Source organism: Corynebacterium occultum (assembly GCF_009734425.1).
Classification (GTDB): domain Bacteria; phylum Actinomycetota; class Actinomycetes; order Mycobacteriales; family Mycobacteriaceae; genus Corynebacterium; species Corynebacterium occultum.
In genome coordinates this window covers 1,581,663-1,599,434 of the sequence record NZ_CP046455.1, presented here as the reverse complement: position 1 = coordinate 1,599,434, position 17,772 = coordinate 1,581,663, and the positions used below count along the sequence as shown (strand labels likewise).

General features: G+C 64.6%; 18 protein-coding genes and 1 tRNA gene. 12 read left to right on the top strand and 7 right to left on the bottom strand.

Annotated features, from left to right (window positions below):
- Nucleotides 1-5: 5 nt before the first annotated feature.
- Genes COCCU_RS07490 through COCCU_RS07480 form a run of 3 tightly spaced genes read left to right on the top strand, consistent with a single transcriptional unit; the run spans nucleotide 6 to nucleotide 2,667 of the window.
- Nucleotides 6-848 carry a DUF3097 domain-containing protein gene (locus COCCU_RS07490; protein WP_156230934.1) on the top strand — a complete coding sequence of 281 codons (843 nt, stop codon included), beginning with the start codon at nucleotides 6-8 and terminating at the stop codon, nucleotides 846-848.
- 25 nt (nucleotides 849-873) lie between these two features.
- A complete protein-coding gene (locus COCCU_RS07485; protein WP_156230933.1) occupies nucleotides 874-1,302 on the top strand; it encodes an NfeD family protein in 429 nt (142 codons plus the stop codon).
- On the top strand, nucleotides 1,303-2,667 hold the full coding sequence (locus tag COCCU_RS07480; RefSeq protein ID WP_156230932.1) for an SPFH domain-containing protein: 1,365 nt from the start codon (nucleotides 1,303-1,305) through the stop codon (nucleotides 2,665-2,667).
- Nucleotides 2,668-2,756: 89 nt separating this feature from the next.
- Here COCCU_RS07480 and COCCU_RS07475 read toward each other — a convergent pair whose 3' ends face one another.
- The 4 genes from COCCU_RS07475 to COCCU_RS07460 all read right to left on the bottom strand — a co-directional run bounded on the left by COCCU_RS07475 (nucleotide 2,757) and on the right by COCCU_RS07460 (nucleotide 5,235).
- The gene (locus tag COCCU_RS07475; RefSeq protein ID WP_156230931.1) at nucleotides 2,757-3,371 is read right to left on the bottom strand and encodes a MarR family transcriptional regulator; all 615 of its coding nucleotides are present in this window, start codon (nucleotides 3,369-3,371) and stop codon (nucleotides 2,757-2,759) included.
- A gap of 121 nt (nucleotides 3,372-3,492) precedes the next feature.
- Nucleotides 3,493-4,188 (bottom strand): TVP38/TMEM64 family protein, encoded by a 696-nt coding sequence (locus tag COCCU_RS07470; protein WP_197088499.1) that lies wholly within the window; start codon nucleotides 4,186-4,188, stop codon nucleotides 3,493-3,495.
- Nucleotides 4,189-4,260: 72 nt separating this feature from the next.
- Nucleotides 4,261-5,016, bottom strand: coding sequence for a class I SAM-dependent methyltransferase (locus COCCU_RS07465; protein WP_156230929.1), 756 nt, complete (start codon nucleotides 5,014-5,016; stop codon nucleotides 4,261-4,263).
- Nucleotides 5,017-5,149: 133 nt separating this feature from the next.
- Nucleotides 5,150-5,235: transfer RNA gene (locus tag COCCU_RS07460), tRNA-Leu, on the bottom strand.
- A gap of 214 nt (nucleotides 5,236-5,449) precedes the next feature.
- Between COCCU_RS07460 and COCCU_RS07455 the strand changes: the two genes are divergently transcribed.
- The 4 genes from COCCU_RS07455 (at nucleotide 5,450) to COCCU_RS07440 (ending at nucleotide 9,888) form a co-directional block, all read left to right on the top strand.
- Entirely contained in the window at nucleotides 5,450-7,078 is a 1,629-nt protein-coding gene (locus COCCU_RS07455) for an ABC transporter transmembrane domain-containing protein (protein WP_231598698.1), read from the top strand.
- Nucleotides 7,079-7,218: 140 nt separating this feature from the next.
- The gene (locus COCCU_RS07450) at nucleotides 7,219-8,898 is read left to right on the top strand and encodes an ABC transporter ATP-binding protein (RefSeq protein WP_197088498.1); all 1,680 of its coding nucleotides are present in this window, start codon (nucleotides 7,219-7,221) and stop codon (nucleotides 8,896-8,898) included.
- Between the two features lie 41 nt (nucleotides 8,899-8,939).
- Entirely contained in the window at nucleotides 8,940-9,479 is a 540-nt protein-coding gene (locus tag COCCU_RS07445) for a YbhB/YbcL family Raf kinase inhibitor-like protein (protein ID WP_156230927.1), read from the top strand.
- 13 nt (nucleotides 9,480-9,492) lie between these two features.
- On the top strand, nucleotides 9,493-9,888 hold the full coding sequence (locus tag COCCU_RS07440) for a hypothetical protein (protein WP_156230926.1): 396 nt from the start codon (nucleotides 9,493-9,495) through the stop codon (nucleotides 9,886-9,888).
- A gap of 108 nt (nucleotides 9,889-9,996) precedes the next feature.
- Here COCCU_RS07440 and COCCU_RS07435 read toward each other — a convergent pair whose 3' ends face one another.
- From COCCU_RS07435 to COCCU_RS07425, 3 genes are read right to left on the bottom strand one after another with little or no spacing between them, the layout of a single operon-like run.
- On the bottom strand, nucleotides 9,997-11,109 hold the full coding sequence (locus tag COCCU_RS07435) for a quinone-dependent dihydroorotate dehydrogenase (protein ID WP_156230925.1): 1,113 nt from the start codon (nucleotides 11,107-11,109) through the stop codon (nucleotides 9,997-9,999).
- A 44-nt stretch (nucleotides 11,110-11,153) separates the two neighbouring features.
- Complete coding sequence (locus COCCU_RS07430; RefSeq protein WP_231598697.1) at nucleotides 11,154-12,179, bottom strand: YncE family protein; 1,026 nt, start codon at nucleotides 12,177-12,179, stop codon at nucleotides 11,154-11,156.
- A 24-nt stretch (nucleotides 12,180-12,203) separates the two neighbouring features.
- The gene (locus COCCU_RS07425; RefSeq protein WP_156230924.1) at nucleotides 12,204-13,130 is read right to left on the bottom strand and encodes an aldo/keto reductase; all 927 of its coding nucleotides are present in this window, start codon (nucleotides 13,128-13,130) and stop codon (nucleotides 12,204-12,206) included.
- Nucleotides 13,131-13,216: 86 nt separating this feature from the next.
- On the opposite strand from COCCU_RS07425, the gene COCCU_RS07420 reads away from it, so the two are divergent.
- From COCCU_RS07420 to COCCU_RS07400, 5 genes are all read left to right on the top strand, one after another.
- Nucleotides 13,217-14,047 (top strand): undecaprenyl-diphosphate phosphatase, encoded by an 831-nt coding sequence (locus COCCU_RS07420; protein ID WP_156232685.1) that lies wholly within the window; start codon nucleotides 13,217-13,219, stop codon nucleotides 14,045-14,047.
- 47 nt (nucleotides 14,048-14,094) lie between these two features.
- Entirely contained in the window at nucleotides 14,095-15,348 is a 1,254-nt protein-coding gene (gene mshC / locus COCCU_RS07415) for a cysteine--1-D-myo-inosityl 2-amino-2-deoxy-alpha-D-glucopyranoside ligase (RefSeq protein WP_156230923.1), read from the top strand.
- An 86-nt stretch (nucleotides 15,349-15,434) separates the two neighbouring features.
- Entirely contained in the window at nucleotides 15,435-15,815 is a 381-nt protein-coding gene (locus tag COCCU_RS07410; RefSeq protein WP_156230922.1) for a hypothetical protein, read from the top strand.
- Between the two features lie 279 nt (nucleotides 15,816-16,094).
- On the top strand, nucleotides 16,095-17,201 hold the full coding sequence (gene dctP, locus COCCU_RS07405) for a TRAP transporter substrate-binding protein DctP (protein WP_156230921.1): 1,107 nt from the start codon (nucleotides 16,095-16,097) through the stop codon (nucleotides 17,199-17,201).
- Entirely contained in the window at nucleotides 17,198-17,770 is a 573-nt protein-coding gene (locus COCCU_RS07400) for a TRAP transporter small permease (RefSeq protein WP_156230920.1), read from the top strand. The genes dctP and COCCU_RS07400 overlap by 4 nt, the downstream gene beginning before the upstream one ends.
- Nucleotides 17,771-17,772 lie beyond the last annotated feature (2 nt).

The window sequence follows — 17,772 nt, the reverse complement described above, 5'->3', positions numbered from 1 at the left end:
TGACCATGAGCTCCAAGGATCCTTATTCCGGTGATATTCTCGCCGGCCATTCACGCAACGCCCGCCCCACCTACCCGAAGATCCCGGCGGAACCGGGACTGGTGGTGGAGGTGAAGGCCACCGGTTATGTGGGCGCGGTGGTCGGTTTCGAACGCACCTATGACGGTGATTTTCTCCGCCTGGAGGACCGGCGGGGTGCCCAGCATCTCTTCAAGATGCGGGAAGGTGCCTTCCTCCTCGAGGGTAAGACGGTGACCCTGACCCGTTATGTGCCCAAGCAGGAGCCGCAGCGCTCCAATTCTGGTTCCCGCCGGGTGGCCAATGTGCAGGCGAAGGTCGCCGCGCCTTCCCGGATCTGGGTGGAGGGCATCCATGATGCCGCGATCGTGGAGAAGGTCTGGGGCCATGACCTGCGGGTTGAAGGGGTGGTCGTGGAGTATCTGGAAGGTCTGGATAACCTGCCGGAACGCCTGGCCGAGTTCCAGCCCGGGGTGGGGCGTCGGGTTGGGGTGCTGGCCGACCACCTGGTGGCAGGCTCCAAGGAAACCCGGCTGGTGCAGGGGGTGGGGGAACATGTGCTGGTCACCGGTCACCCCTATATCGATATCTGGGCGGCGGTGAAGCCGGAGCGGCTGGGGATCCGGGCCTGGCCGGAGGTCCCGCGTGGAGAGGACTGGAAAACCGGTATCTGTCGTCGCCTGGGCTGGTCGGATCCCAAAGAGGGTTGGCACCGCGTCTATAACGCCGTGAACTCCTTCCGGGATCTGGATGCCACCCTGATCGGGGCAGTGGAGCGGCTGGTTGATTTTGTGACCACACCGGAGATTTCCAAGTCCGACCTCCTCTAGTCACATTCTGCGGTAGCGTGGCCCTGTGGGAGCAATAGTCTGGTTCATAGCGGCACTGGTGCTCGCTGGCCTGGAATTAATGGTCGGGGAGTTCACCCTTCTCATGCTCGGTGGCGGGGCGCTGGCAGCAGCCGGGGTGTCATTGCTCGGGGCTCCACTCTGGGGTGCCACCCTGACCTTCGCCCTGATGTCGATCGGCCTGATGTTCTTCCTGCGTCCGGCCCTGAAGCGGCATTTTCACAGCCCCCTGATGTTGGACACCTCCACCAGGGCCCTGGTGGGTAACCAGGCGGAGGTGTTGGAGCTGGTCGACGGTCATTCCGGACAGGTCCGCCTGGACGGTTCCATCTGGTCGGCCCGCAGCATGGATCCCTCCCATTCGTTCGCCGTGGGCGAGCGAGTCACTGTCATCAGCATCGACGGCGCGACTGCTGTCGTATGGAAGGAAGATTAAATGGTAGGCACAATCCTGCTACTGGTGGTGCTCATCTTTGTCGCCATCGTCGTCGTTAAATCCATTGCACTCATCCCGCAGGGTGAGGCCGCCGTCATTGAGCGCCTCGGCCGTTATACCCGCACCGTTTCCGGTGGCCTGACCTTCCTGGTCCCCTTCATCGACCGGGTCCGTACCAGAATCGACACCCGTGAGCGCGTGGTGTCCTTCCCCCCGCAGGCCGTGATCACCCAGGACAACCTGACGGTGGCCATCGATATTGTGGTCACCTACCAGATCAATGAGCCGGAAAAGGCCATCTATGGTGTGGACAACTACATCATCGGCGTGGAGCAGATCTCCGTGGCCACCCTGCGAGACGTGGTCGGTGGCATGACGTTGGAGGAGACCCTGACCTCGCGTGAGGTCATCAACCGTCGGCTGCGTGGCGAGCTGGATGCCGCCACCACCAAGTGGGGTCTGCGCATCAGTCGCGTGGAGCTCAAGGCCATTGACCCGCCGGCCTCCATCCAGCAGTCGATGGAAATGCAGATGAAGGCGGACCGTGAAAAGCGGGCGACCATCCTGACCGCCGAGGGCAGGCGGGAGTCCGACATCAAGACCGCCGAAGGCGAGAAGCAGGCCCGGATCCTGTCTGCCGAAGGCGAGAAGCACGCGACCATCCTCCGGGCGGAGGCGGAGCGGCATGCCACCATCCTCAAGGCTGAGGGTGAGCGGGCCGCAAAATACCTCCAGGCCCAGGGTGAAGCCCGCGCCATTCAAAAGGTCAATGCCGCAATCAAGGCCTCGGGCCTGACTCCGGAGGTGCTGGCCTTCCAATACCTGGATAAGCTCCCCAAGATGGCCGAGGGCCAGGCCTCCACCATGTGGATGATTCCCAGCCAGTTCGGTGACTCCCTGGAGCAGTTCGCCAAGGCCATGGCCAAGAAGGATGACGAAGGTGTCTTCCGTTATGAGGCCAGTGAGGTTTCCTCGGAAACCAAGGAATGGGCCGAGGCGGATGACCCGGCGGACTGGTTCAACACCAAGTCTGACCCGGCGATTGCCGCCGCCGTGGCTGCCGCCAATGCGGTGGCCCAGAAGCCGGTGGATCCGGAGCCTGGTGAGATGATCAACCCGCGCCGCAAGAACCGCCGCCGCGAGGAAGACCCGGAGGGCAGCACCCCCGCGTTGGGCGCCGCGCAGCAGCCGGAAACCGATTATGGCCAGAGTGATTTCGGCCAGGCCGGCCTCACTCCGGAAGCCGGGGCAGGCTCTCCTGCTGCTGGGACCCAGAACGGCCCCTATTCGAATCCGGCTCCGACTAATGAGTCTCCCCAGTCGGAATGGGGCGTCAACCCCGATCAACAGCCGCCACGGTTGTAGTACTCAAGACACGGGCAGATCCCCGTCTGCCCAGCCGCCAGATACTGGCGGGGGAGGCGGGGATCTGTGGTGTCCGGGGGGGACCTGGCTCAGGCGACGGCTGCGGCGGGACGGTTCGCCCAGTCAATCAGATGGACCGCCAACCGCCAGCCGGAGTTCTCCGCCTGCCAACCGGCGGCCTGCAGCCGCTGGGACATCGCCTGCTTGGAGATGCCCAGCTCCTCGGCGGCCTCATTCTGATTCAGTCCGCGGCGCATCAGCGAGGTGGCCTCCCGGCCCTCCAGGGAACGTTTGGACAGCACCTGGCCCAGCAGTTGGAAGGTGGCTGCGATGTCGAAAGCTGAGGTGTCACTGACCTGAGAGGAGTTGAGTACCTTGACCTTCACGGAACCGGCCCGCACGCTCCGGCCAACTGGCCCGAGTGCGGAGGAGGCAATCTTGCGGACCCGCTCCGGGGCGGATTCATCCCCGCTGTCAAGGCTGGGGTCGATACCCAGCCCCACGGCCCACTCTCCATCAGAGAGCAGGGCCATCACCACATCACAGGCGGGCTGGGCCGAATCAATGACGGCACAAATATCCTCCACACCGAGGACCTCGAATTTTCCGACCCCCTTCAGGGTGGACAAGGCTTCGGCGGAACGTTTGACCAGATCGGCCCGGCGGACCGCCTTGCCACGGTAACGGGCGTGCACTGCCAACACGGTACTGCCTCCTTAAACTTTAAGCGGTGTCGGCCTACTGCCCGGGGACGTGAGCGGGGAATGGGGACTCGACCTGGACAGAAATCCGCACACCGCGGAACCATTCGAATTCAGTCTACCCTTAAGGCTTGACGGGCAGGCGGGTATCCAACGCGAGTCCGATGATTCCCAGAATCGCCAAGGCAATGGTCAACCCCAGCAGGAGGGGATCTGCCTCCCCGGTGAAGGTATTACCTAGCAGCACCGTCAGGACCGTACCCGGCGCGGAACCGATCAGGGTGGCCAGGGCGAAGGGAAGCAACGGCACCGAGGTCAGGGCGGCGACATAGTTGAGGATGGAGAAGGGGACTCCCGCGATCATCCGTAATGAGGTGACGGCCAGCCAGCCGCGCTGGCGGAGGCGGGCATCGATCCCGACGACCGCCGGGTGGGTGAGCCGGGGGCGGATCCATTCGCCGAGTAGTCCGCGCACCACGCTCAGGGAGATGGCGGCGGAGAGGGTGGTGGCGCTCAGCGCCAGAATGATGCCCACCCAGGGGCCGAAGAGTACCCCGGCGGAGAGGGTGAGGATGGTGCGGGGTACGGGGAACTGGGTGATCAGGACATAACCGAACCAGAAGAGGATGGGGAACCAGTTGCCGGCCCCATCCGCCCACTCCCGCAGGGTGGTCAGGGGTGGAACATCGACGAGGAGGGTCAGCAGCAGGAAAACCACCAGGCCGGTGATCACCGCGATCCGGCGCAGCCAGGACCATTCCAGGAAGGCGGTGACGGCATCGCTGAAGAGGACGGCGAGAAATTGCCGGAGGCTTCTCAACCAGGTACTGATGCGGAGGGATTTCACGAGGATCCAGCTTAATCCGCCCGTTGTCCGGAACCCGAGTCGGGTTTATCCGGGGTGGATCTTTCCGACCCGCAGGGTGATCGGCCAGCGCACCTTGTGGATGCCTTCCCAGGCCTCCCGGAGGGGTTGCTGGCGGCGGCGTACCTCGGCATCCCCGAGGGCGGTGCGCATTGCGGTGGTGGCGGACCAGGTGTCGGTGTATGCCAGGAATTGCCCGGCGTCCCATTCCCGGGTGATCTCGAATGCCGGTTGCCTCAGTTCCGAAAAGGGAAAGTCGAGGTCGGCATAACCGTTTTCCACATGGGCTCTTTCGGCGGGCCAGTATGCCGCCAGTTCGGGACCGTAGAAGTGTTGGACAGCGGGGTTGGCGGGGCCGTCGATGCGCATTCTGCCGTAGCTGATTAACGCGATGAGGGCATCAGGGGCGCCGACCCGGCGAACCTCCCGGTAGAAGGGGGCCAGATCGAACCAGTGGGCGGCCTGGGCGACGGTGACCAGGCTGACGCTTCCGTCCTCTAGTCCACTGTCCTCGGCGGGGCGCACCCGGTAGATGATCCTGGGGTGGGGCATGGCCGCAGCGATCTGGGCGGCACTGGCGTCGGTGGCGATGACCCGGTCGAAGTGCTCCGCCAGGAGGAGGGAAAGCTGCCCGTTACCGCAGCCGACATCCAGGGCGTGGCGGGTGTCGGGGGAGAGCTCCACTAATTTCTCGAGGAGTTCACCGGGGTAGGTGGGACGGTGCTGGGCGTAGTCGGCGGCCACACCGGTGAAGTGGTCCCGGAACTTGGGGGAGGTGTTCATGATCTGAAGTATCCCAGGCCGGGCGGCCCCACAGTGGGTGAATCAACCCCCCGATTCATCCCCGGGGGAGCGGAAAGCAGAAAACTCCGGCTCCTGATCATCTTCACGATCAGGAACCGGAGTTTTAATTCTGTGCCCGGAGGGGGACTTGAACCCCCACGTCCGTTAATAGGACACTAGCACCTCAAGCTAGCGCGTCTGCCATTCCGCCACCCGGGCTGGGTGTTTGTGTTCTCAACCTCTCGGCTGGGCACATGGAATACTGTAGCCTTAAGCCGCATTTCTTTACAAATCGGCAGCTAGAGGATGGTTTCGGCAAGATTTAATGACATCTTTGTAAGCATTGCTAAGCCCAGACTTCCCACCACCCCGCGGGAGATCCACATTTCCCTTTCCCTGGCCCAGGACTGTGACTGGGGTAACTTTAAGAGCTATGGCCCCGCGTTTCAGGCGCATGCCCACCTGGTCCTGGTTCGTGCCCGAATCCCCACCCGACGACCGAGCGCTTCTCGACGCCACCCTGTCTGCCGGAACCTCACTGTCGCGACGTACCTGGGCCCTGCTCTGGGCCCACCCCATCGCCGCCGCCGGCATCCTGCTGAGCATGCTGGTGTCCAATCTGCTGGGCGCGATGATATCCCTCCTCATCGGACGCGGCACCGACGTGGCCTTCGGCGGGGAAGACCCGGGAGCGGTGATCTGGATCGGGGTGGTGATCATCGGCCTGCTTTTCTCCAGCTTCATCCTGGGGGCCACCGGGGACGCCCTGGGCGATCTGGGTGCGGCCCGAACCGTGCACACCCTGCGCCTGGAATTAAGCGCCAGGGTGCTGGCCGCTCCTGACCCCCGGATCGCGCCGGGCACCGTCCTCAACACCGTCGACCAGGACTCGATGCAGATCGGGGAACTCAAACAGGTGCTGGGTTTCCCGGTGATGATGATCGGTTTCCTGCTTGGCTCCACCATCGCGCTCCTCCCGATCTCCGGGATCATCGCGGTGCTCCTCCCGGTCGGTGGTCTGCTCACCGCCCTGGCAACCTGGATCAGTGCCAAACCCCTGACCCGGATCTCGGCCCGCCGCCGCGCCGCGGAAGCCACCTCCATCTCCGTCGCCACCGACCTGGCTCAGGGTTCCCGGGTGCTCAAGGGTCTCGGGGCGACCGAGCAGAGCGAGAAACGTTTCGCCCGGACCGCCGAGCAGGCCCTGATGCTGATGCTGGTGGAAGCCCGACTCCAGGCCTGGCTGACCTTTCTGCGCCAACTGGTGCCCACCCTGTGCACCATCGGCCTGCTCAGTTATGCCGGCCTGCTGGCTTTCACCCAGGTCATCACCCCGGGTGAGATGATCAGTGTCACCCTGCTGGTGCCACCTGCCCTGACGGTGATGGGCTACTCCTTCGGCATGTTCAGCGAAGTCTGGGCCCGGGGCGCGGCCTCCACCCAGAGGGTCAGTGGTCTCCTCACGGACCTTGACAGGGCAGCGCCAGAGCAGAACCGGAAGCCGCCGCCACATCCCGCGGAATTACCCACCGGCTTAAGCATCTGGCACCCACATGACGCCACCCAACAGCAGAACATGCTCGAGCAACTGACCCGCCTGGCCTCCCACCACCCTCCAGAACAGGTGCTGCTCGCACCACACCGAATCCACGTCTTCGAGGGCACCCTGGCAGACAACCTCAACCCCGAGGGGAACATCCCACCCCAGAAGCTGGTGGCCGCCCTGACTGCCGCAGCCTGCGGGGACATCCTCCGCCGCCTGGGTGGCCAGCTGCCCCAGACAGGCCAGCAGCTCCAGCTGCCCGACACCCCGATCGGGGAGGCCGGACTCAACCTCTCCGGGGGCCAACGTCAACGCGTGGCCCTGGCCCGGGTCCTGGCCCGCGACCCCGAGGTCCTCATCCTCGACGATCCCACCACCGGTCTGGATGCCGTCACCCTCGACCAGGTTGCCCGGGCCATCAGGCAGTTACGCGCCGGGAAGGTCACCATCGTGATCACCACCAACCCCACCTGGCGTTCCCTGGCTGATCAGGTGTTCCGCGGAGAGGTCGGGCGGTGAATTCCGCCGGGCGGCAGGCAGATGCCCTCCCGCCGACGACCCTGGCCATTTCCCTGCGGCACCTGGGCACCCTGCCCGCACGTCCGGGGCCCGGCTGGTACCTGTTGGCCACCCCGATCTTTCTGCTCACCCTGCTCTGCATGGTCGGCACCTCCACCCTGCTGGGCTTCTCGGTGGATCTGATCGACGGCGGGGGAGCGTTGCCCGTGCTCGGGGGTGGTGCTGCAGGTTTCGGTCTTCTGCTCGGGGTGGTGGCTGCTTTGTTGCTGCTGGAGACCATCGGTCGGGCATCAGGTGGCTACCTGATCATCTCCCGGGTCCGCCGGCTCTCGGTCGACCTGCGCAAAGATGCCCTCGCCGCGGCTCTGCGCGCCCCGGTGCCGGAGGTGATGGCCCTGGGTACCGGCAATCTGATCACGCGTATCACCCAGGACATCGACACTACCGTCCGCATCACCTCATTCATCGGGGTTCGCCTGGTGATCACCACCCTGATGTTTCCGGCGACCATTCTCTCCCTGGGACTGATCCACTGGTCCTACCTCCTGGTCTTCCTCAGCGTCACCCTCATCCTCATCCCCGGGGTCCGTACCGTCTTGCGGTACATTCCGCAGGCCAGCAATATCGTCTCCAGTGCTGAGGCCCGAAGAAATAACCTCCTGCTCGACACCATCCGCGGTGCGCAGACCCTCCGCATCCTGGGGCTTGACCGGTGGGCGCACACCCGCATGGCCAGTTCCTCCTGGGTGGCGGTCCAGGCCCGGGCAGACCGTGCCCCCATCTTCACCCGCATCCTCGGTCTGGGTTTCTTCGCCTATGGTCTGCTGCTGCTGTTGACCTTCCTGCTGGGCACCTGGCTTGTCCAACAGGAGCTCCTGAGCCCCGGGGCAGCCACCGCTGCGGTGGTGCTGATCGTGCGCATGGAGGTGCACCTTTTCAATGTGATGCTTTTCGCCGGGGAAATCCAGACCGCGATCACCGGGTTGGGGCGGGCGGTGTCCCTGGCCCGGATCGGAGGTGGGGTCACCCACCGGGAAGAGCCTGAAAATCTGGAAAAACCCCCAGAAGTCAAGATCAAGAACTTGTCTTATGCTTATCCGGGTGGTGCCGGGCTGATTCAGGAACTGAGCCTGGTGCTGGATCCGGGTAGCACCACCGCGCTGGTGGGCACCTCCGGAGCAGGAAAATCAACCCTGGCGGCATTGCTCGCCGGGTTGCTGCGGCCAGATGGTGGGAAGGTGTGGATCGGGGGTGTCGATACGCAGCAGGTCAGTGACAACTGGATCGCACGCCAGGTCACCCTGCTGAGTCAGGAGGTGCATCTTTTTGCCGGGCCCTTAAGGCAGGACCTGCAGATGGCGGCTCCCGGGGCCGGTGATGAACTGCTTATCGACGCCCTGACCAGGGTCGGCCTGCCGCCGGGTGGGGCGCACTTTTCCCGCTGGTTCCCCCAGGATCTGGACACCCCGGTCGGGGCCGGGGCGGAGGAACTCGCCCCGGAGGTGGCCCAACAGGTCGCCCTGGCCCGGATCCTGCTGCGTAACCCGCCGGTGCTGATCCTGGATGAGGCGACCAGTGAAGCCGGCAGTGACAGTTCCCGGTTATTGGAACAGGCCGCTGCAGTTGCGGCGCAGGGCCGAACCGCCCTGGTGGTGGCGCACCGTCTGGATCAGGCGGTCAGCGCTGACCGGGTCATCCTGATGGAGGAGGGTGAGCTTCTCGAAGACGGCACCCATGAGCAGCTGCTGGCCGCCGGGGGCCGCTATGCCGGGCTCTACCAGCGGTGGCGGCAGGGAGGTGGGGAGGTGGGGCAGGTGTGAAAAATCTGCGGAAGGCGGTGAGTTCAGGTACAAACAGGGTCATGAACACTTATGCTGATGACAGCCGTTTTCCCGGCCCCGATCCCTATGCCCCGCTGAAGGATCTGCCCTCCTTTCCGCTGAGCTCGACTGATCTGGCCGATGGTGCCCAACTGGCGGAGGCACAGACCGCCGCGCAGAGTATTTCCCCGCAGCTGGCCTGGTCTGATCTGCCCGAGGGAACCAAATCCCTCGCGGTGACCTGCTTCGATCCGGATGCCCCCACCGCTGCCGGTTTTTGGCACTGGGCGGCCTTCAATATCCCGGTGGACACCACCGAACTTCCCACCGGTGCCGGTTCCGCGGCGGATCTGGGCCTGGAGGGGGTCATCTCCCTGAAGAATGACTCCGGCCAGGCCACCTACTACGGGGCCAACCCCCCGGGCGGTCATGCCCCGCACCGTTACCTCTTCGCCGTGCATGCGGTGGATGTGGAGAAGCTGGACATTCCGGCCGATGCCACCCCGACGGTGTTGGGTTTCAACCTCTATTTCCACTCCCTCGGTCGGGCCATCCTCTGGGGCTGGTACGAGAACAGTTAAGCTGGGTCACATTATGGCTAAAAACTCATCGGCCCCTGAGGGCTTCCGCGTTCCGCTTCCACTCCGAGTCGGCGGGGCCTTCATGGCACTGGCGATGGTGCTGTTCATCTTCCTCTTCATTGAGTACCTCAGTGCCGGCTTCTTGGTGCCCTTCGCGGTGACCCCACGCTTTTTGGCCATCGTGGTGGCAGCCCTCATCCTCGGTGCCTTCGCCACGATGAGTCGTAACCAGGAGTCCAGCCGAACCCAGGTCATCGCCCTGGCGGTTGCCATGGTGCTGGTGATCGCCAGCCGTTTCCTGCCCACTGAGGCGCTGACCCACATCACCCAGCCCTGGTTGCTGGGCTATGGCATCCTGGCGCTGATCTGTGCACTGGTGATCCGTCGTTCGATGACCCCGAAGAAGTAGTGCGCCCCCCGGGCCGCACACAGATGAGTTGGGAAGGCCCCCTGGGGGGAGGAATATATTTTCCTCCCCCCAGGGGGCCTTCCCTCTTTGCTTTAGGTCACCGAACTTCTAGTTCTCTCGCCAGGGCTTGCCGCAGCCGATGGCCTCGGCGATATTTTCGTAACCGTGTCGCTTGAGCTGCTCGGCGATGCCGCGGTGGATGTCACGGATCCAGTCCGGGCCGCCGTAGATGAAGGGGGTGTAGCCCTGCAGCAGGGTGGCACCGGAGGCGATGCGTTCCCAGGCCTGCTCCGGGGTGACGATACCGCCGACGGAGATCAGCACCAGCTGGTCACCGACCCGGGCGTAGAGACGTTTGAGCACCTCCAGGGAACGTGCCGCCACCGGTGGGCCGGAGATACCGCCGGCACCCATGTCCGCGACCTCCCGGGCCGGGGTCTGCAGCCCCTCCCGGGAGATGGTGGTGTTGGTGGCGACAATGCCCGCCAGTTCCAGCTCGAGAGCCAGGTCGGCCACGGCGTCGACATCCTCATCGGAGAGATCCGGGGCGATCTTGACCAGCACCGGGGTGTCCCCGGTGGCTTCCTGCACCGCCGCCAGGATGGGGCGCAGGGATTCCACGGCCTGCAGGTCACGCAACCCCGGGGTGTTGGGGGAGGAGACGTTGACCACCAGGTAGTCAGCCAGGTGGCCGAGCAAGGAAGCGGAACGACGGTAGTCATCCACGGCTTCCTCCGCCGGAACCACCTTGGTTTTGCCGATGTTGATGCCGATGACATCCCGGGAACGCCGACGACGCAGATTGGCGGCCACCTCGGCCGCCCCCTCATTGTTGAATCCCATCCGGTTCAGGATCGCCTGGTCTGCCTTGAGGCGGAAGAGCCGCGGGGTGGGGTTACCCGGCTGCGGGGAGGCGGTGACGGTGCCCAGTTCGGCATAACCGAACCCCAGGGGTGCCCACACATCAGGGGAGTTGGCGTTCTTGTCGAAACCGGCGGCCAGACCCAGGGGGCGCGGGAAGGTCACCCCGAACACCTCCTGGGAGAGGGTGGGGTCCTTCACCGGCAGGACCTGGCCCATGGCCCGGTTGACCGGGCCCAGTGTCTGTGCGGCACCCAGGGTGGTGTTGATGTGACCGTGGATCCGCTCGGGGCGGATCTGGAACATCAGCTTCAGGGCGACGTGGTAGAGCTTCTTGCGGATGGGGGCCGCTGTGGTCATGGTTTCTCCCGGTCGAGGTGGATCAGGGGTGGTGGCGGGGTGATTCAGCTGAGCGGCTGCTCGATGACCTGGAGGCCATCCCCAGACTCGGAGGCGGCCAGCAGGGTGCCGTCCTGGAGAACCAGGATATTTTTCGCATCGGCCACGGAGTTCAGCTTGGCCTGCTCGGTGGGCACCCCCTCGGAAATATCATAGGCGCTCAGGGTGTTCTCGGCGGTGGAGGCGATCCAGGCCAGCTCGTTGGCTGGATCCCAGGCAAGGCCCCAGGGGCTTTCATCCACCGGGGCGGTCTGGTGCAGGCGGATGATATCGGTGGCGGAGTAGACCGCGATCTGGGGGGCGAGGTTATCGGAGACCAGGACCAGGCCATCCGGGCCGCCAGCCATCTGTCCCAGGCCGATCCCCACCCGCAGGGTCGCCCCCTGGCGGTCATTGGTCCAGTCCACATCCTGGATCAGGGTCTCGGGGTTCCAGGTGCGCACCACCGCGTCCGGTTGGCCTTTCACCGGCACCGAGATCAACTGGGTGTTGGCGCCTTCCACCGCGAAGGTCGTGGCTTCCTCCCCGGCGCGGTAGATCGTCAGGGAATCCTCCACGTCATTACCCACCAGCACCTCCCCGGTGGAGGTCTGGGTGGCCACCGTGGCCGGCGCCTGGAGTTCCAGCACCTCATCCAGGTTCGGGTTCAGGGCGTCGATCAGGTAGAGGGTGTTGCCGCAGGGCAGGGTGAAGGTGTCCCCGGCACCACTGACAGCCAGATCCCCGCAGGTGGAGTCGATGGCCAGCACCTCGGCTGCACCGGACTCCTGGGCGCTCAGCTCCCCGATGCTCAGGGTGTTCTCGGAGCGCAGGGCGATGATCTCGCCCGCCAGTTCCATGTCGGTGATCCCGGCGCGCTCGGCGGGAATGTCGATGATCCTCCCCGCCGGGTCAGTGGCGGCGGGGGAGACCACCGCCGCGGCATTTCCCATGTCCGGCCCCGGTTCCGGCACACTGCCGGTGGTGCAGCCACTTAAGACGACGGTGGCCGTTACGGCCAGGGAGCCCAGGATCAGTCCACGCTTTTTCACAACTGTTGAGCCTAGCAGCAGCCCTCAGGTGGAGACATCGTCGAGCGCTTTAGCGATCGCGCGGGGCAGCATCTTGTCTGCGGCGTCGAGAAGCTCCATGAGCTGGGTGGGGGTTCGCGCCCCGACCACCGCGCTGGACACTCCGGGGCGGTCCCGGACCCAGGCCAGGGCGGCCACCGAGGGGGAGATGCCCAACCCGGCGGCTGCGGTGCTCAAGGCCTCGACGATGGTGCGGGTGTGTTCCACCAGGTAGGCGTGCACCTCGGCATCCCGTTCCGAGTTGCCTGCCGGGGTGGGCAACCCATCCCGGTATTTACCGCTGAGCACCCCCTGGCCCAGGGGGGCAGCCGCGATGAGACCGACACCTAAGTGGCGGGCGGCGGGGATCAGCTCCTCCTCGATGTCTCGCACCAGCAGGGAGTATTCATTCTGGGTAGCCACGATCCGGCCTCGGGCGGCGGCCCCGGTGACCGCCAGCTGCCAACCGGCATAACCCCGGACCCCGGCGTAGCGGACCCGGCCACTGCGTACCGCGTAGTCGAGGGTGTCAGCCACCTCCGCCGGTGGGGTGCGGTCATCCCAGTGCCCCACACTCCACAGGTCGAGATGGTCAGTGCCCAGGGTACGCAGGGTGGTGTCCAGCTGGGAGAGCAGGCGACGGCGGGAACTGTCGACCCGGCTGCCGACCGGTGACCTGGGGTCCACTCCGCCGGCGGCGGAGATCACCAGCTCCTCCCGGGACACCCCACCCCGCAGTTGCTCGGCGAGGATCTCCTCCGCCTGACCCGGCCCGGAGACCGGGGAGCAGTCAATCAGGCTGCCACCCCGGTCGAGGAAGGTGCGGAGGATCTTCCCCGCCTCCCCGGGCTTCGTGCCGGCACCCCAGGTTGAGGTACCCAGGCCAATCTCTGAGACCCGTAGGCCGCTGACACCGAGCAATCTTTGTTCCACGACTCCAGACTAGTAGTACGGTTGTCCGCGTGAATGATCTGACAACGCTGGCGCAGTCCACCACGGACGCCGCCAGCGCCGGGGAAATGACCTGGCTCCAAACCATTGTCCTGTCCATCGTCCAAGGCCTCACCGAATTTCTGCCTGTCAGCTCCTCCGGGCATCTCCGGATAGTCTCGGAGCTCTTCTGGGGGGTTGATGCCGGGGCCTCCTTCACCGCAGTGGTCCAGCTCGGCACCGAATTAGCGGTGCTGGTGTTCTTCGCCAAGGACATCTGGCGGATCATGACGGCCTGGTTCCGGGGGCTGTTCAACAAGCAAGCCCGCAACTTCGACTACCGCATGGGTTGGATGGTCATCGTCGGCTCCATTCCGATCGGTGTCATCGGCCTGCTCTTCCAGGACATGATCCGGGACGGGTTGCGCAACCTGTGGATCACCGCCAGTGTGCTGGTGCTCTTCTCCTTCGTGTTCATCATCGCCGAGAAGGTGGGCAAGAAGGAACGCGACTTCGAGGACCTGACCATGAAGGATGCGCTGATCATGGGCTTCGCGCAGTGTCTGGCGCTGATCCCGGGTGTCTCCCGTTCCGGCGGCACCATCTCCGCCGGCCTGTTCACCGGCCTCAACCGCGAAGTCGCCACCCGCTTCAGCTTCCTGCTGGCCATCCCGGCGGTGCTGGCCTCGGGTCTTTATTCGCTTCCCGACGCCCTCTCCGGGGAGGCCGGCGGGCAGATGGCCTCCATCCCGATGCTGCTTGTGGGCATCCTGATCTGCTTCGTCCTGGGTTATGCCTGCATCGCCTGGCTGCTGAAGTTCGTCTCCAACCACTCCTTCGCCTGGTTCGCCGCCTACCGCATCCCGGTGGGCCTGCTGGTGATGTTGCTGCTGGCCACCGGGGTACTTTCCCCCATGTGATCGCCGTGGTGATCCCCACGTCGGGGTGAAACGTTAGAGTGTGTGTCATGCATTCTTGGCCCACCCCTAAGGTTCCCGACGTGGCTGGCTCGCCCGTCCCACTCCAACTCCATGACACCGCGGACCAAGAAGTCCGCCCGGTGAGCCCGGGGGAGACCGCTGGCATGTACGTCTGCGGCATCACCCCCTATGACTCCACCCACCTGGGTCATGCCGCCACCTACCTGACCTTCGACCTGATCTACCGTCAGCTCCTCGACAACGGTCACCAGGTGCACTACGTCCAGAACATCACCGATGTCGACGACCCCCTCTTCGAACGCGCCGAGCGCGACGGCGTGGACTGGCGGGACCTGGGAACCAGCCAGATCAACCTCTTCCGCTCCGATATGGAGACCCTCCGGGTGATCCCCCCGCGTGACTACATCGGCGCGATCGAATCCATCGACGAGGTCATCGACCTGGTCCAGCGACTGCTGGACTCCGGTGCCGCCTATGTCGTCGATGACGAGGCATACCCGGATGTCTACGCCTCCATCGAGGCCACCGAGAACTTCGGCTACGAATCCAACTATGACCGCGACACCATGGCGGAGCTCTTCGCCGAACGCGGCGGGGACCCGGAGCGGGCCGGCAAACGCCACCCTCTGGATGCCCTGCTCTGGCGCGCCCGGCGTGATGGGGAACCCAGCTGGGAATCCCCCTTCGGCCCCGGCCGCCCCGGCTGGCACATCGAATGCTCCGCCATCGCCACGAAGCGACTGGGCGCCAACTTCGACATCCAGGGCGGCGGCTCCGACCTGGTGTTCCCGCACCATGAGTTCTCCGCCGCCCATGCCGAAGCCGGCTACGGGGTGGAGCGCATGGCCGACCACTATGTCCACGCTGGCATGATCGCCCTCAACGGGGTGAAGATGTCGAAGTCCCTGGGCAACCTGGTGCTGGTCTCCCAACTGACTGCGGCGGGGCATGATCCTGCGGCCATCCGCCTGGGGGTCTTCGCCGCGCACTACCGCAGCGACCGGGACTGGTCGGATGAGGTTCTGGCAGCAGGGGAGCAGCGTCTGGCCACCTGGCGGGAAGCCGTCGCACATGCCACGGACGTGAAGGCCGCAGCTGAGGTCGTGCAACAGCTGCGCACCCACCTGGCCGATGACCTGGACACCCCCGGCGCGCTGGCCGCCCTTGATACCTGGGCTGCCGGAGTAGACACCGACACCCCGGCTGGTGAGGGACTGGCCCGGGCCGGGCAGTGCCTCAACGCCGCCGTTGACGCCCTGCTGGGCATCAGGTTGCACTAATCCCGGGGTGGGGGATCCGCTGTGGTGTAGAAAAAGTTTCCCCACCCAGTCCTGCAGGACCTGCCAAATCCGGTATGAATAGAGCCATGAGCATTCGCGCCACCTTCCAGCCGACGGTTGATGAGTTCATCGACAACCTCGATTCCTTCGCCACCGGTAATTACCTCAAGCCCGACGAGAAAGAGTTCTGGGAGGAGCCTTTCGACGCGGCCGTGCTCCCCGAGCTGCGGAACATCCTGGAGAAGTTCCTCGACGCACTGGACCTGCTGGCCGGGGAGGTGCCCCCAGAAACCCTGGTCAAGGTCGTGCAGACCACCATCGATGACCTCGACGCCTTCAACACCCGCAATGCTGACGCGGTGATCGAGCCTGAAGAAAAGGAAGAGCTGACCCAGCTGCTGCACCAGGCCTGCGCCGCGACCGGTGCTGATGAGGCGACACTGTCGGAACTGCCCGACATGGACTGATCCTCCCCGCACCCCACCCGCCCTGACCGGTCCGGAACCACTGAAGAGGTGGTTTCGGACCGGTTTTTCCGCACCACGGGGGTGGGCTATGTGAAGGGGACATGCGGGGTCTGGGTGGGGCCGCGGGCTAAAAGATAGGTATTTCCTTTAGGGGGGTGATAGGAATTTCTGATTTCCCAGGTGGGGAAGTGGAAATAGCATCACTTAAGTCACAACTGTGTAGTTCCTGTGATCCTGAATGCTCATTTCCTTTGTCGATTCCCCGCAGGAGGATCCTTGATGAAATCGACCCGAACAATAACCACCGCACTGCTTATGGTGCCGCTCTTCCTGAGCGCCTGCACCTCGGCGGAACCCGCCGCCAGTGATGACGGGGGGCGTGAGCAGGTCACTCTGACCCTTGCCTCCAGCTTCAACCGCTCCCACTCCAATAATGACGGACTGTGGCTGTTCGTGGAGAACCTGGAGGCAAACGCCCCCTGGATCACCGTCGACTACAAGGGTGGACCTGAGGTCATGGCCCCGAACCTGCTCATTGAGGGGGTGTCCGCCGGAGTCTTCGACATGGGCTCCATGCCGGGTGACTACTACGTGGATCAGATGCCGGCGATGAACATCCCGCGCTATACCCCTTATTCTCCGATGGAGGAGCGGGAGCGTGGCATCACCGACATCTACGACGAGATGCACCGCGATCAGCTCGGCATCACCTACCTGGGGCATTCCGTGGCCGGAATGGCCCAGGTGATCCTGGTGGACACCCCGCTGACCGAAGCCAACCTCCGCGGCAAATCCATCCGTACCTCCTCCGCCACTTCCGGCATCGTTGATGCGCTCGGGGGAGTGCCCGTGGACCTGCCCGGCGGTGAGGTCTACACCGCCCTGGAACGTGGCGTGGTCGACGGTGCCAGCTGGGCTGCGGTCGGCCCCTCGAGCCTCGGCCTGCAGGAGGTGGTCGGCCACCACCTGGCACCCCGCTTCTATGAGTCGGTGGCCAACCTCGTGATGAATGAACGGACCTGGGAAAACCTCGATGCGGAAACCCAGCAGGCGATCACCGACACCATCACCGCCACCGAACCCCAGATCTTCGAGCACTTCCTGAAGAAGTCGGTGGCCGAAACCCGGGAATGGGAGGAGGCCGGGGTAGGGGAAACCCTCCTCCCGGAAGAGGAGGCCGCCAAGATCTTCGAACTGGCCTACCGCGATGAATGGGAACTCCTGCCCTGGGAGGACATCCTCGCCACCACCCCGGACGCCGAAAAACTCAAAGCCGCCTATGAAGAAGGCCTCCAGGGTGATCTTTCGGAGGCGGTCCCTGGTGGCTCCACCATCGACCGCACCCTCGCCCTCATTGAAGAGCTCGAGCAGGAGGACAACTCATGACCCACCCAGAGGACTCCACCGGGGTCATTGACCTCGGCGATGAAGCCGACACCCCCCACGACATCAGCCAGCTGAAATCACCCATCTACCTTCCGCAGCGCATCCTCCAGGCCATCGGCGCCGCCATGCTGGTCTTCCTCGCCATCTTCATCACCATCGCCGTGCTGCTGCGCTACACCGGCAACGGCATCATCGGCGCCGTGGAGATCGCCGCCATGCTGATGGTGGTCACCACCGTCCTGGTTATCCCCGCTGCCACCGCAGCCGATGAGAACTTCCGGGTCGAGGTCGCCGACTTCTTCCTCAAGGAAAAGGGACTCCGCATCCTGGACATCCTCAGCCTGGTGGTACAGCTGCTGGTCGCCCTCTTCCTGGCCGCAGCCGCCATCGACCTGCTCCTCCACGACATCGCCACCCGCACCACCATGGGTGGCGAGTTGGAATGGCCACGCTGGTTGCTCTCCCTGCCGGTGGCCGCCGGATTCCTCGGCATCGTCTATTCGACGCTGATCGTCATCTTCAAGTTCCGATCCAACCGGGTCGAGCGACACATCTACCCGGAGGCCTGAGC

Bases quoted from the DNA above. Each gene is read 5' to 3' on its own strand.
- COCCU_RS07490 (WP_156230934.1), top strand. From the start codon at position 6: ATGAGCTCCAAGGATCCTTATTCCGGTGATATTCTCGCCGGCCATTCA.
- COCCU_RS07480 (WP_156230932.1), top strand. From the start codon at position 1,303: ATGGTAGGCACAATCCTGCTACTGGTGGTGCTCATCTTTGTCGCCATC.
- COCCU_RS07465 (WP_156230929.1), bottom strand. From the start codon at position 5,016: ATGAACACCTCCCCCAAGTTCCGGGACCACTTCACCGGTGTGGCCGCC.
- COCCU_RS07455 (WP_231598698.1), top strand. From the start codon at position 5,450: ATGGCCCCGCGTTTCAGGCGCATGCCCACCTGGTCCTGGTTCGTGCCC.
- COCCU_RS07450 (WP_197088498.1), top strand. From the start codon at position 7,219: ATGGTCGGCACCTCCACCCTGCTGGGCTTCTCGGTGGATCTGATCGAC.
- COCCU_RS07445 (WP_156230927.1), top strand. From the start codon at position 8,940: ATGAACACTTATGCTGATGACAGCCGTTTTCCCGGCCCCGATCCCTAT.
- COCCU_RS07440 (WP_156230926.1), top strand. From the start codon at position 9,493: ATGGCTAAAAACTCATCGGCCCCTGAGGGCTTCCGCGTTCCGCTTCCA.
- COCCU_RS07435 (WP_156230925.1), bottom strand. From the start codon at position 11,109: ATGACCACAGCGGCCCCCATCCGCAAGAAGCTCTACCACGTCGCCCTG.
- COCCU_RS07420 (WP_156232685.1), top strand. From the start codon at position 13,217: ATGACCTGGCTCCAAACCATTGTCCTGTCCATCGTCCAAGGCCTCACC.
- mshC (WP_156230923.1), top strand. From the start codon at position 14,095: ATGCATTCTTGGCCCACCCCTAAGGTTCCCGACGTGGCTGGCTCGCCC.
- COCCU_RS07410 (WP_156230922.1), top strand. From the start codon at position 15,435: ATGAGCATTCGCGCCACCTTCCAGCCGACGGTTGATGAGTTCATCGAC.
- dctP (WP_156230921.1), top strand. From the start codon at position 16,095: ATGAAATCGACCCGAACAATAACCACCGCACTGCTTATGGTGCCGCTC.
- COCCU_RS07400 (WP_156230920.1), top strand. From the start codon at position 17,198: ATGACCCACCCAGAGGACTCCACCGGGGTCATTGACCTCGGCGATGAA.